Source organism: Flavobacterium sp. GCM10023249 (assembly GCF_042653365.1).
In the GTDB taxonomy this organism is placed as follows: Bacteria; Bacteroidota; Bacteroidia; order Flavobacteriales; family Flavobacteriaceae; genus Flavobacterium.
The window spans coordinates 651,732-665,678 of sequence record NZ_JBHSHZ010000009.1 but is presented as its reverse complement, the minus strand read 5'-3'; the positions used below and the strand labels follow the sequence as shown (position 1 = coordinate 665,678).

General features: G+C 35.0%; 12 protein-coding genes. 2 read left to right on the top strand and 10 right to left on the bottom strand.

Going from position 1 to position 13,947, the window contains the following annotated elements; all coding sequences use genetic code 11:
* Positions 1-46: 46 nt before the first annotated feature.
* The 8 genes from ACFO7M_RS09770 to ACFO7M_RS09735 all read right to left on the bottom strand — a co-directional run bounded on the left by ACFO7M_RS09770 (position 47) and on the right by ACFO7M_RS09735 (position 9,072).
* A complete protein-coding gene (locus tag ACFO7M_RS09770; protein WP_379735390.1) occupies positions 47-967 on the bottom strand; it encodes a tetratricopeptide repeat protein in 921 nt (306 codons plus the stop codon).
* Positions 968-1,147: 180 nt separating this feature from the next.
* Positions 1,148-1,540: a hypothetical protein gene (locus ACFO7M_RS09765; RefSeq protein WP_379735388.1), complete on the bottom strand. Its 393-nt coding sequence runs from the start codon at positions 1,538-1,540 to the stop codon at positions 1,148-1,150.
* A 149-nt stretch (positions 1,541-1,689) separates the two neighbouring features.
* Positions 1,690-2,298: a hypothetical protein gene (locus ACFO7M_RS09760; protein WP_379735386.1), complete on the bottom strand. Its 609-nt coding sequence runs from the start codon at positions 2,296-2,298 to the stop codon at positions 1,690-1,692.
* Positions 2,299-2,517: 219 nt separating this feature from the next.
* Positions 2,518-2,886 carry a hypothetical protein gene (locus ACFO7M_RS09755; RefSeq protein ID WP_379714731.1) on the bottom strand — a complete coding sequence of 123 codons (369 nt, stop codon included), beginning with the start codon at positions 2,884-2,886 and terminating at the stop codon, positions 2,518-2,520.
* Between the two features lie 185 nt (positions 2,887-3,071).
* Positions 3,072-3,647, bottom strand: coding sequence for a hypothetical protein (locus ACFO7M_RS09750; protein ID WP_379714739.1), 576 nt, complete (start codon positions 3,645-3,647; stop codon positions 3,072-3,074).
* Positions 3,648-3,844: 197 nt separating this feature from the next.
* Positions 3,845-4,675: a hypothetical protein gene (locus ACFO7M_RS09745; protein WP_379735384.1), complete on the bottom strand. Its 831-nt coding sequence runs from the start codon at positions 4,673-4,675 to the stop codon at positions 3,845-3,847.
* 183 nt (positions 4,676-4,858) lie between these two features.
* Positions 4,859-7,612, bottom strand: coding sequence for an SIR2 family protein (locus ACFO7M_RS09740; RefSeq protein ID WP_379735522.1), 2,754 nt, complete (start codon positions 7,610-7,612; stop codon positions 4,859-4,861).
* Positions 7,613-8,169: 557 nt separating this feature from the next.
* A complete protein-coding gene (locus ACFO7M_RS09735; RefSeq protein ID WP_379735383.1) occupies positions 8,170-9,072 on the bottom strand; it encodes a hypothetical protein in 903 nt (300 codons plus the stop codon).
* Positions 9,073-9,695: 623 nt separating this feature from the next.
* Here ACFO7M_RS09735 and ACFO7M_RS09730 point away from each other — a divergent pair.
* Complete coding sequence (locus ACFO7M_RS09730) at positions 9,696-10,427, top strand: hypothetical protein (RefSeq protein ID WP_379735382.1); 732 nt, start codon at positions 9,696-9,698, stop codon at positions 10,425-10,427.
* A 1,988-nt stretch (positions 10,428-12,415) separates the two neighbouring features.
* Here the strand turns inward: ACFO7M_RS09730 and ACFO7M_RS09725 are convergent.
* Complete coding sequence (locus ACFO7M_RS09725) at positions 12,416-13,042, bottom strand: MarC family protein (RefSeq protein WP_379735380.1); 627 nt, start codon at positions 13,040-13,042, stop codon at positions 12,416-12,418.
* 110 nt (positions 13,043-13,152) lie between these two features.
* On the opposite strand from ACFO7M_RS09725, the gene ACFO7M_RS09720 reads away from it, so the two are divergent.
* On the top strand, positions 13,153-13,509 hold the full coding sequence (locus tag ACFO7M_RS09720) for a CoA-binding protein (protein ID WP_379735378.1): 357 nt from the start codon (positions 13,153-13,155) through the stop codon (positions 13,507-13,509).
* Here the strand turns inward: ACFO7M_RS09720 and ACFO7M_RS09715 are convergent.
* A complete protein-coding gene (locus ACFO7M_RS09715) occupies positions 13,506-13,946 on the bottom strand; it encodes a c-type cytochrome (protein ID WP_379735376.1) in 441 nt (146 codons plus the stop codon). The two genes, ACFO7M_RS09720 and ACFO7M_RS09715, sit on opposite strands and share 4 nt — an antisense overlap.
* Position 13,947 lies beyond the last annotated feature (1 nt).

The following is a 13,947-nucleotide window of genomic DNA, read 5'->3' as shown; positions in this document are numbered from 1 at the left end:
TGCTTAAATCCCAAATTGCGATTACTAGCTGTTAGCCGCATTTTTCTTATTTACAATGTTCATTTATTCGTTCTTTTGCGTATTCCGCACCGTTTTCAAGAGCTTTATTCCAATTTTCGCAAGCTTTCTTTTTGTTTTTTAAGTTAAAATATGTGTTTCCTAAATTAAAATATGCTTGTTGTTTTTCTTCAACTTCTAATTTGCCAAGTTTCAAAACGGTTTCATAGTCACCGATTGCTCCTTGATAATCTCCATTTTCGTCTTTAAGTCCACCACGATTTATTAATGCACTAACAAATTTCGGAGCAATTTCGATAGCTTTGTTGTAGTCTTTGAGTGCAGATTTCCAAGTGTAAAGTTCGTTTTTCACTATGGCTCTTGAGTAATATGCGTTAGGGTCTGTTGGATCAATTTGTATACTCAAAGTCCAATTAAATATTGCTCCACTTAAATCGCCATTGTTGTAGCACTCTAATCCTTTGTCAAAATAATAATCTGCTTTTGAAGAGTCAATTTCAGGAAATTTTTGGTCTTTTGGGTCAAATGGTCCACCGTAAGCGTCAAGTTTCGCGTCAAATTCGTAACCACGTTTATACATATCTAAACCCCAATAAAGCAAGTTGTCCGCTGTCATTGGAATTTCATTTGTTTCACCATTGATTTCCCATAATTTTCCGTATTTCTTCACTTCTTGAACAGTGTATGGATAATGCGATTTTATAAATTCTCCAAGTTTTTGTAAGTTTTCTTTTTTGTCTGATATAAAAGTGAAGTCCATTTTTGTCAAGCAGTTGTCTGTAAGTCCGCTTTTAACCATATTTTTAAAAACGTCTTCAGCAGAGACCATTTCTTTGCCAAATCCGTCAACAAAATTGTCCCAAGTAAAAAATTTCTGTTCCATTTTCTTTTGTCCGCAAGTTGTTAATGTTGTCAGTGAAAATAAAAAAGTCAATATCTTATTTCTCATTTGTGGTTTTGTTTTTGAATTGCCCATAACATCAGTCCGTGAAACAATCCCACAAACCTTTTCAAATATACCCAAAATACTTTCGTAGAAACGCCTTTAAAGTGCTTAACAAGGATGTTTTTAGAGTTGTTTTGAAAATAAAGAAGCTGTGGAAGAGTTACGGCTGTTAACGGCTGGCTTTTACAATTCAAACTTTATTTTTTCTTTTTTAAGCCAAACAATTAATTCTTCTCGGATATCTTTTTTTTCAGAAATAGACATTTCGGTTTTATTTGGTGATGACCATTCTTTTAAGGAATCAAAATAAATGAGAATATCGAATTCTCTAGTTCCAGAAATTTCAAAATAAATTTCACATAGTCTTTCTTTTTTAACGTGATAAATGGTTCCGGATCTTCCGTCTGGCTTAATAATGAAACCATCCTTTTTAAGAATTTTGGTTACATTATCTTTTTTCCAAAGTTTAATTTTCCAATCGTCTAACTGTTCTTGTGGAATATAAGTTAAATATTGATTTTCGGATATTTTGGTTTCACTCCAACCTTCAGGAAGTTTATTATTTTCTTTATCCATATTTAATGTATTCGATTGGTTGTATTGCAAAGATTATAGTTTACTGTTAACATCTTGGTACTATATCGGGTTTAGACTTAAATTAAGCCTATTCTTCTGATTTACCAGTCGAGCGCAGCAACTGCCGAAGGAATCTTGCCAAACACCTCTTAGCTGTAGTGTTCATTCAGATTTTTAAATTCGTTCCATTCTTTTTGTTCTGATAAGCAAAGAATAGCAATACAATTCAAGTATCCTATTTTGTTATTTACATAATAGTGTTTTATTACTTCTTCAATTTCTTTAAATTCACAAGCATCATTTTGTTGAAATTGTATTTTCTGTTTTTTATTGTCATTAAATTCAATTAACAGATAATTTTTAGTTCCATTAGATAATCCATTTTCATAATTATAACTCAATAAGTAATTTGTATTTCTAAGACCAACCCAATCTACGCCAGTAATTTCAATTTTTTTTATTATGTCAAGATTAATTCTTAATTCATTGATTTGAATATAATCTTTCTCAAAAAAAAACTTTCCGGTTAATTTCCCTTGAAGTTGTTGAACACGATTAAAGTTAGTAAGTTTTAAAGACAATCCTATGAAATAAAAAGCTAAAACTGTAAGTAATAATGAAGTTAAAAGTGTAGATTTTTCGATTTTCAAAATCAATGAAATAAAAAGAATTATCAACACTAAAATTACAATTACAAAATTGATAGTATTAGTTCTAGTCCAAACAAACTGTTTTTCAAAAATTTTAAATTCTTTCAATTTTTATCTTATAGTAATTACATGTGTTTTTTTCTATCTTAATTCTCTGTCTTTCAGTAATATTACAGATGACGTCAGTCTGCGAATCAACCCACAAACCGCACCAAATATAACCAAAATACTTTTGTATAAAATCCTTTACAATATTTTACAAGGTTTTTTTTGGAGTTGTTTTGGAAAAATGAGATTTTGATACTGTTACGGCTGTTGTTGGCAGTTTTATTTTCTTACCCTAACTTTTAAATTTCCGTCTGAATTATCATAACTTTTAACTCTGTCATTTTCAAAAGTTATTGTACTCCGTCCGTAGATAAACATTTTAAATACACCTACATCACGATAAGATTCAGGGTCTCCCATAATTTCAAGTACTTCATTTTCTGTCGAACCAATAGTAAAATAGTTACTTGAAGGTTTTGTTGATTCATCTAGATTTCCTTGAGATTTGTCTTTTTTCTCTTGGAGTTCTTTTTCTAAGGCAGCATTTTTTTCTTCTAAGTTTTTAATATATTCTTTTTCTGTTTGTGAAGGATTATTATTGCATCCTATTGTAAGTGATATTAATAATATGGAATAATATTTTTTCATAAAAACGTGATTTTGAATTAAAAGTTGATTTAAAATTGCCAGTAACGTAAGTCTGCGAAACAACCCCACAAACCCCTTCAAATATACCTAAAATACTTTCGTAGAAACGCCTTTAAAGTGCTTTGCTAGGATGTTTTTTTTAGTTTTAAATGGTTGATTTGTAATTATTAATGTTATTGGCGGGCTTAGTTTATTTCTAAGCCTTTCATGAATTCATTAAATTTGGTTATGTTTTCATTATATGTTTCTGGTGTAGCACAAAAATTAATGAATAAATATGCTTTAGAGGTTTCAATTAATACAAATTGATTGTGATAAATTTTGTTTTTGAAGAAAGTAAAGACACGTGAAGAAACTCCGTTTCGTATTTTTTTAAAGTCTTTTTCATTTCTTCCGTACCAAATGTGGTTTTTGCTATAAAGTGTTACTTCTCCAAACTTATTTCCGGTTATATAAACTCTCTGAAAATCTTTAAAGTTTTTAAATTTATCTTTTTTATAGCCAGCAATTAAAACAGCGTTTACAATATTATGTACTGCTGGAAATGTTCCGCCCCACATGCTTAAATTAAATTGTTTGTCAACTTTTAGCCAATTAGGTTTTTTAATTGAATATCCATATTCATAGTCTGTATATGTGTCAACAAATGCGGTGTCCACTTTGGATTCATTTCTTGATTCTATTATTTCTACTCTTGTAGTATCGGCTTGTGAAAATCCTTTAAATGCAATTATGAATAGTAATATTTGAAGTTTTTTCATATTCTTATTTGTTTTTTACGATTAGTTCAGCAAATCTACCGCTAACATCACCCCATGAAACTACCCCACAAACCTCCCCAAATATAACCAAAATACTTTTGTATAAAATCCTTTAAAATACTTTACAAGGTTTTTTTTGGAGTTGTTTTGGAAATAGAGGAATTGAGCAATAGCTACGCCTTTTAGCTGCTGGCATTTTAGTATTTCAATATCCAATTTTCTTTTGTGAAAGTGTCTTTAAGTTTTATTTTGTATAAATAATAGGAAATACTACCAATTAATATGTCTCGCAATCGTAACGAATTATAATCAGTCAATTTAATAAGTTCAGCAGAAAAAAATATAATATTGTCGCTCCAAAGTCCGTTTGTTAGGTTTGCGTTTAATTGTGGCTTGTACTCTAATTCATAAATCCTTTTGTACTTCAAGTTTGAATATAGTGATTTGTATGATATTAAAACAAAAAATGAACCATTTGCATTTTGGTCGAAAAGTTTTTCGTTGAATGTAAATGGTGGAAGTTTGTATTGAAAAGTTTTGTTTTTATTCATTGTTTCCAATTTCATAATCTTTTTGTCACAGCAAATATTATTACTATCTTTTGAGTGAAACATTGAAATTTTTATGTCTGTTGCAGGTAAACTTCCAATTTGTTTTAGGTCAAACCAATGCTCATCATTGCAATTGTTTGTGCATATTTGTCCGCTGACACAACAACAACCAGGTGAAGCTCCTTCATCTAAAAGTTTGTCAGAGCAAAATTCTCTAAATTCAAATTCTGGCTGATTAATATATTCATTAGCTAATAAGCTATCGTTCCTTTGTGATTGAAGTTGCATTACGCCATAGAAAATTCCAATTATAGTTAGGACACTAGAATAAAGTCCAACTCTTGCTTCTCCTTCTGTTTTTTCAATCCATTTTATACTTATCAAATATTCTTCCATGTAATGTGTCAGAAAAATTGAAAGAGCAACTACAATAATTGCATAAACGATTAGTGGGATTTTCTTTAAAAATTTTGTCATAGTGTTTTTTGTAACGACTGGTTATACTTGCAGCTAATGTTTCGGGTATTGCCGAAGGCGGGGAGTTTTAGCACTGACGCTCAACAGAAATATCACAGTTTAAATTTAGTAAAAAAGTTCAATCGAAGCCGTTCAGCCCCGCTTTTGGCAATACCTTGTTAGCAGCAGGTGTTTTTGTTCTATTTATATAAAATATCTAAAATCATATGCTTTGTTGCCAAGTTCTTCTAATTGTTTTCCCATTACAGAAAGTCTTTTTGAAAAGTCAATTGTTACAGGAAAAGTTTTATAAAGTTCTGCACCGTTCCAATTCATTTTAGTAAGTTTCAAAATGTCATTCGCAACAGTTTCTATCGGGTCAGTTCCTCTAAATCGCTTAATTAGCAATGGTGTAGGAATACCTCGTTTTCCTTGATAATATTTCCCATTCAATTCCTGACTTTCAACAAGCCCGTGTGTCCAAAGTAAAAAGCTAAAATCGTCTAATTGAATTATTGTCCCTCTCTCAATCGGATAACTATATAACTCATGTTTGTTTTCATTTTGATTTTTAAACAATTTTATTGCTCTCCAATTACTAAACTGTTGGATTTGCAATAACTCAACATTGTCAATGCCCTCTAACGCATTACTTATTCCTTCCATTTCTGCACCTGTGAAGTGTGTCGTTTTATGAAGAACCAATTTCTTTAATCCTATAACTGGGTCAATTTTATGATAAGTGTTTCTTATGTTGCTAATCAATTTAAAAGCATCATCTTTACTCATAAATGGATTTTTGTTATAGAAAATAGGTTTTTCAATTGGTTGCAACAAAAACTTCAACCCATTACCGTAACCGTCAAATATTTGGCTACTACCAAGCACAACCTTATTTTTTGCATTTTGTCTTACTGCATATCCTAACCCAATGAAAGCGGTTTCCGTGTTATCTGTCTTTATTTTCCACGGTGTTCCGTTTGATTTTACATACAACCCTAATGAAAGCCACCAACGAATTTTTGCTTGGTCTTGGAAGTTGATTGATTTGTCTTCAATAAACTGTATTCTTAAACCTATTTTTACGCAATAAAGTTTTAATGAATCGTGTAAGTCATAGTAAGTATTATCGTTTTTAAGTTCTCTGAAATTTTTCCATTGGTCGGGAATGTAAATTACCACACAATCAATATCTGTGCTTCTTAAAGCAAGTTTGTCAATCTTGCTTTTCAGATAATCATAGAATTGAATTGCGGAAAATAGTTTTACTTCATTATTAGGAATTGCAATGACAAATTCACTATGAATTGAGTTTGGAATAATTAAATGTTTTTTAAATACATTATCAAAACCAGGAAAGTCTTTTAAATATTCCTTTTCCCATTTTGGACTTACGTTATTTAATAAAGATTCCAAATGCGTTTTAACTTTATCAAATCCAAAATCAGGTGCGATAATTGCAAGATTGACCGTTGAAGTATTGCTGTTGGGTTCAAAACTTTCTTCCAAAGGGCCTAATATTTTCAGTCCATTGATTGGGTGAATGGATTGTTTTGATTCATCTTGAAAATGAAAATAAATAGGTGGCTCTTTCAGCTTTGTAAAACCGTCAAAACAATAAATATTATCTTTTACTTTTTTTGCGGCAGTTGAATAGTAATCTGCAAGTTTTATTTCAAAATCACCAAGTTTAAACGAAAGCTCTTTGTTTTTCTTTTGTAATTCCTTTATCCAAAAATTTAATTTTTGTCCGTATTTCTTATTGTATCGGTTTGATATGATAGTATTTGTGAGAAATTGAGCCACATTTTTTTGCGGTTCTCCACCTGAATTTGTTTGTATATGAATGGTTGGGCAAATGAGTAGAAACAATTCTTTGCCGACAAGTTCAATTTTAAATTCAAACGCTTCAAATATGCCGATGTTTTGACTAATACTGAAATTTTTGTTCCATTTCTTAATATCGTCTATTTCTTCATTACTTATTGGACTGCTTACAGAATAAAATTTTCTTATTGTTCGTCCTTTTGCATAAAGAGAAAATCCATAATCATTAACCAAACTTTTTTCAATCAACTCATAAAGCATTCCAAGATAAAAGGAATTAGAATGAAAAAATATATGTTCGGGAACATCTGCAATTTTTAGTTCGTCAGTTAAATGATTTTTTAAAATATCTTTTATTTCTTGCTCGTTGCCAAAAAGATTTAGACTGTCAGACTCGCCAAAAGATGCAACGATATTTGAATTTCCAATTGCTTCACGAAGTCTTTTCCATTTACCTTCTCCAGAAATATTCGTTTTGGTAAGAAAAGTGCTTTTAGGGAAATTCTTTGCTTTTATTGCGTTTAAAAGAATGGGAAGTGTAGCTGATGAATTTTGATTTAATCTAAAAGATTGTCGTCTTTCAAAAAGTTCGTTAGCAATTGAATCGATTTGAATATTCGTTATTTCACAAATTTTGTATAGTTCGTGCAGAAAATAATCAAAACTGTCAATTACCATAAAGCCTGAACGTTGGTTTTGAGCATTTGCATTTTCAATAAGTTGAGTTAATCGTTCGTTTGGTGTTACACCTTTTGGAATACACCATATTAATCCTTTTGGAAAAGCATTTGAATTCTCCAAAGATTTTTCAAGTGATTGTAGAATAGATTCGTCGCTTCCCGAATATCCAACGACCAACAAACCTCTTTTTGTAGATGCATTTACAAAATATTGGTGCAAACTTTCTTCCAATTTTTGCAATTCTTCATCTGTATTTTGCAATGGGTCATAACGAAAATCTCCGTGCAATTTGACGACAGTTGGAATGTCTGCTCTGAAATTTCGAACTGAACCAGAATTTTCTGGTGATACTATCTGACAACTTATATAATTCAATCCGTTTATTGCTTTTTCAATCAAGTCGTCAAAATTGGTTGTCCAAACAGTATTTATTTTTTGTTGCTCAACCATTGCAGACAAACACATAAAACCAACAGAAGGCCTCTTATCTCTAACCAAATTCGTTAAAAACTCTTTTCTAACTAATGGGTCAGGATAACATTGGGCAAAATAATATGAATACGGATTGGCTATGTTGTTTTCGCCTTTTGCATCAAAATAACTTTGAATTGTTTTTTTGTTATCTTCAATTTTTAAATCTTGAATTTTTTTGCCATTTATTTTTCCGAGGCTATTTAAAATTTCTCTTTTGAAATGCCAAACTAATTCTCCACCTGATGGAATACCTGAGGAGATGGAAGCACCTGCACCAAGAAATAAGTCAAATGATTGATTTGATAAAACTTTAAAACTTCTAATAAATGTTTCTTTGTCAATAGTTCTCATTTAAGAATGGTATTCTTTGTATTGCGGTTGGTTTTACACTTGCTGCTAAAGTTCTGGTACTACAGCGGGTTTGGGACTAAATTAAGCCCATTCTTCGGATTTGCCAAATCTTTCAAATACAAAACCAACTTCAAATTAAGCCTAAACCCGCCATATTGCCAAACGCCTGTTAATAGCTGCCTTTATTTAAAGTACTTTATTATATTTTCGCAAATGTCTTTACAGGCAATGTCTAAAATTTCTTCTTCAATCTTGTATGTTTTATACAATATCTCATTTTTGATTTCTTCTTTAAATTCCTTAAGTCTGTCCCAGTCTGTTTTAATTTTATCATAGTCCAAAGAGTCCAACGATGGCGATGGCGCAATAGAATAAAAGTAAGCCATACCTAAAGGTGGATTTGCAATCAATTTGTTTCTAATAGCAAATAGAAGTTCCTCAGCTGTCCCAGAAGGGGATCTGTCTTTTCCAGTTTTAATATCTATAGTCGGACTACCTAATTTGTGTCTGAATACAGCCAAAATTATGTTGGATTTCGCAACAAGGTCAGAATTTATGATATCTTGTGCGTATCCCGTTTGTGAAGCAATATATTCCCAGCCTTCGATAATAATTCGCGCGCCACATCTTTCTTCATAGTGTTCTCTCCTAAATTTAGTCTCTAATTTGTCAAGTAACAGCTCCCGTTCTCTAACAACATCACCAGGCGAAGCAATTAGTACTCTTATTTCTTTTAGCTCCTTTTTTTCGGGCTTATGTATTTTCTCAGAAGTAATGAAATTTGATGTTTGAGAATTGTCATAATTTGAACTTAGCTTTTTCTCCTCCAACATTACCTGAATTAGATTTCTAAATTGCTTCAATCCACTTTCAAACGGTGTTCGCCAGTCTGTTGTACCGCTAAATACAATCATTGGAGAATAGCGTATGTTCTTTAAGTCTGTCAGGTAATGACTTTCGTCACCAAAAAGTTTTCTAATTAGCATTTCGGTTCGCTTCTCCAACACATCGAATTCGTCTTTATTATCATATGAGATTTTCTTAGCGGATTCGGATAAATTCTCGAGTAATTCTATTTCATTCATATGTCTTGTCTGTCTTTAAGGTTGCTGGTAACTCGTATATACCTGCTATTTATAGCACCTACACCTCTAATCTAAGGTATACACCCACTACAAGCAGCGCTTATAAATATACAGAATTTTTTTACAACTACGCCATCCACCTTGGTTCTGTTTAATGTTTTTGTGTACTTCCAGAAGCACAGTGGGTAGCGGCGCTATTGCTGCCAGCCCTCCGCAATATCCCAAAATCCCTCCAATCCCACAATACGTAGTTCTACTCGTTTTTCACCCCGGTGGCTGAGGTAAGGTTGCTGAGCCTCTCGATGCATCGTGGTGGCTGAGGCACTCGAAGCCACAAACCCTCACACTTGCCCATAACCCCTTCGTTTTAAAAGTCAAATCGAAACAGACCAAGCAGTCTAAAAATCTAAGTAGTCTAAAAATCTAAGCAGTCCAAGCAGTCTAATTAATCTAAGCAGTCTAAAAATCTAAGTAGTCTAAAAAGTCTAAGAAGTCTAAGAAGTCTAAGAAGTCTAATCAATCCAAGCAGTCTAAATTTTGGCACACCATTTGTAAGGCATTTCTCTCAAATAGCAAGACGCAGTGAAAGACATTGCGCAATCAACAATCAAAACTTTTAAATCATGAAAACAAATTCAGAAACCGGTCACACAAAAAATGTAGCCAACTTCAAGCAACTGCTAAACGTAATCAGCACCTATGGGCCTGATTATAATCCGGCAAGAGCCAGCCTCAAAATCCCCAATCTTAACACCATCGCCACAAATGCACAAACAAGCCTAATAAATGTTTCCGTAAAAAACACCCAGTACAACAATGCCGTCAACAAACGGTTCATTGCCTTTGAAGACCTGAAAAAACTCTCGACAAGACTGGTTAACGCACTCGCAGTATCCGATGCTCCAAAACAAATGGTCGACGATGCCAAAGGATTTAACCGCAAGCTCCAGGGACAAAGAGCGTCCGCAACTGTTAAGCAGGTAAATGAAAACGAACCCGCTCCGCTAACCATTAGTGCGAGCCAACAGTCATACGACTTGCAAATCCAGCATTTCAGGAATTTAATCACGGTTTTGGAATCGGAAGAAAGTTACAATCCCAATGAAACCGAACTCAAAATCGTGACACTCACAGCCAAACAAAGCGAACTACTCGAAAGAAATAACGATGTCTCCATTGCCCATGCAGTAGTCCGTAATGCTAGAAATGCAAGAAACAAAACCCTTTACGACGACAGCAACGGATTGGTCGACACCGCACTGGAAATTAAAAAATACGTCAAATCAGCCTACGGGGCAAACAGCACTGAATTCAAACAGGTCAACGCCATAAAATTCAGGAACGTAGCAGAATAATCTAACCTATTCCAATAAAAACCTTGCAGCATTTGGATTTTTCCGCTCTGTTGCAAGGTTTTTTTATACCCTTCCGTGAGTAGTTAGTACTGCACGGTAAATTATTCCCTCCGCACGCTTACCATTACCAAACGCACGATACATTAGGGCATCCGCACGCATACCATTACCATCCGCACGATACATTATGTCATCCGCACGCTTACCATTACCAAACGCACGATACATTATGTCATCCGCACGCTTACAATTACCATCCGCACGATACATTATGGCATCCGCACGCTTACAATTTTCAAACGCACGATAAATTATTACATCCGCACGTTCAATAGTATCAAATGCACGATAAGTTATGGTTTCCGCATTTTGCTTTCTTGCTTCCGCATTCTACTTTTTAACTCCCATCACTCCCAAACCGCAATCCCCAACCCGACCTCATAGGATACTCCGTCAAAAACAACGAAAGTACGCAGTGAGAGTGATCCGCATAGCCGAGGAGGAACGACGAGCGGTTCCTATTGCGTCATCCCCAATCCGACCTCATAGCATACTCCGTTAAAAACAACGAAAGTACGCAGCGAGAGTGATCCGCGTAGTCGAGGAGGAACGACGAGCGGTTCCTATTGCGTCATCCCCAATCCGACCTCATAGCATACTCCGTTAAAAACAACGAAAGTACGCAGCGAGAGTGATCCGCGTAGTCGAGGAGGAACGAATATCGATTCCTATTACGTCATCCCCTTCGACCTCATAGCATACTCCGTTAAAAACAACGAAAGTACGCAGTGAGAGTGATCCGCGTAGTCGAGGAGGCACGACGAGCGCTTCGGGTCACGAAACGCAGTACTGAGGTAGTTTTTAGGAGTAGACTATGCAGTCTTGATCTTTTGTTTCTTTTGCATCAAGGCAAAAGAAAAGAGATGCTGAGGAGGAACGACGAGCGGTTCGGGTCACGAAGCGCAGTACTGAGGTAGTTTTTAGGAGTAGACTATGGAGTCTTGACCTTTTTTGTTTCTTTTTTGTGTCAAGACAAAAAAGAAAGGAAAGCACGACGAGCGGTTCGGGTCACGCAGCGCAGTACTGAGGTAGTTTTTAGGAGTAGACTATGTAGTCTTGACCTTTTTTGTTTCTTTTTTGTGTCAAGACAAAAAAGAAAAGACAAGTCGAGGAGGTACGACGAGCGATTTGTATTGCAAAACAGAATAGTAAAGTAATTATTAGATTGTATTACGTCACTCCCTTCGGCCACAGATTCGCAGGCGAGGTTCCAATCATTGAAGAATCCGTAAAAAGAAAAGCTGTTTGAGCCTAGAAGGCGAGTTCTTTTCTTTTAGGATTCGAAATGGAATTGGACCGCCGAGAATCGCAGCCTTGACCTTTTGTTTCTTTTGTGTCAAGACAAAAGAAAAGAAAGCACGACGAGCGGTTCGGGTCACGAATCGCAGTACTGAGTTAGTTTTTAGGAGTAGACTATGCAGTCTTGATCTTTTGTTTCTTTTGCATCAAGGCAAAAGAAAAGAGATGCTGAGGAGGCACGAATATCGATTCCTATTACGTTATCCCAACCCGACCTCATAGGATACTCCGTTAAAAACAACGAAAGTACGAAGTGAGAGTGATCCGCGTAGACGAGGAGGAACGACGAGCGGTTCGGGTCACGCAGCGCAGTACCGAGTTAGTTTTTAGGAGTAGACTATGCAGTCTTGACCTTTTTTGTTTCTTTTTTGTGTCAAGACAAAAAAGAAAAGAACATGCCGAGGAGGAACGACGAGCGGTTCGGGTCACGAAACGCAGTACTGAGTTAGTTTTTAGGAGTAGACTATGCAGTCTTGACCTTTGCAGTGTCTCGTCCCTAGACGAGATTTCTGCCTGTCTCGTCCTCAGACGAGATGTCAAGACAAAAAAGAAAAGAAAGCACGACGAGCGGTTCGGGTCACGAAACGCAGACTTTCAATTGCACTTCGGCTCGAAATCAAACAACCCCATTAAAAATTAGCATGAATAATTTTAATCAAAGCTTCCACGATATATTGAATACCAATAGCAATAACAAAGAAACCTACAATTCTCGAAATGGCAACAATACCAGATTCGCCTAAGTATTTTACCAAATAGTTCGCGCTTCGTAATACAAGATAAATGGCAACGGCAACACCAAGTATCGAACCTACGGCAATCGATCGGGCCACCCAATTGTTGTGTTCTTGGTAAAAGGCAATCAATAACGAGATAGAACCCGGTCCTGCCAATAAAGGCATAGCTAGTGGTGTTAAGGCAATAGCGTGTTTTTGTTGCGCTTCCGTTTCTACTTTTTTGTTAATTCCTTTGCGTTTTTTTACTTGTCCCGATAACAGTCCGAAACCGGAATTGGCAATAATCAATCCCCCGGCAATTCGCAGGGCTTCTAGTTTTACACCAAAAAATTGAAGCACATATTCACCCATAAAATACGCCACTATCAATATGATAAAAACATTGATGGCGGTCCAAAGTGATGTTTTGGCTAATTCTTCTTTAGAGTAGCCTGAAGTAAGTCCAACAAATACGGGGATAGCGCCAATAGGGTTCAATACCGAAAACAAGGCGGCGAAAATGTAGAAAAATAAATCCATTTGTTTTTTGCAAAGATAGCCTTCAATTCCCTTTCAATTATGAAAGTAATGTTAAGCTAGAGTTTATATTAGTTTAAATGTACTAATTTTATGATATAATAAAAAACAGAATGAAAACATTAGTTATAGGAGCGTCTTCCAATCCGCAGCGCTATTCTTTTTTAGCGATAAATAAATTGTTGGATCACGGTCACGAAGTGGTGGCCATTGGATTAAAAAATGAAAAGGTTGGCCCGGTCGAAATTCAAACAGGATTCCCCGACTGGAACGGAATTCATACGATTACGATGTACGTTAATCCAATGCGTCAAAAAGAGTATTATGATTATATAGTGGGATTACAACCGCAAAGGGTTATCTTCAATCCCGGAACCGAAAATCCTGAACTGTATGCGCTTTTGGAACAAAACAACATTCCCTTTGAAGCGGCTTGTACTTTGGTCTTGCTGTCTATCAATCAGTTTTAATTGAGAAGGAATGAGTCAATGTAAATTTTGAGTTCGCTCATGTCTTTTGGACTTAGGAAATCAAAATTATGAGTAAAATCGGAATCATGCATCGGGTTGCTAACTCTTGTTTTGTTTGTTGTGACCAATGAATCCTCATGTCGTACGTAATTTTCGAAATAAAGAGTATCACTGTAAGTGGCATATTGCTGTAGGATGATGTCATTGAAACCATTGAGTTTGTGGCACGCTGCACAATTAATAGAAAAGATAGCTTTTCCGATGCTTGAAGAGTTTTTGGTGCCACAAAAAGGAACAAAGGGTTCATACTCCCTTTTCTCGACTATCGCTTTCGGTGGTCTTTGAAGGGCGTAAAAAAATAAAAGAACAACTACTATACTGATTCCGAATACTACAATGGATACCGTTTTTAATAGGTTCTTTTTGATTTTGTACATC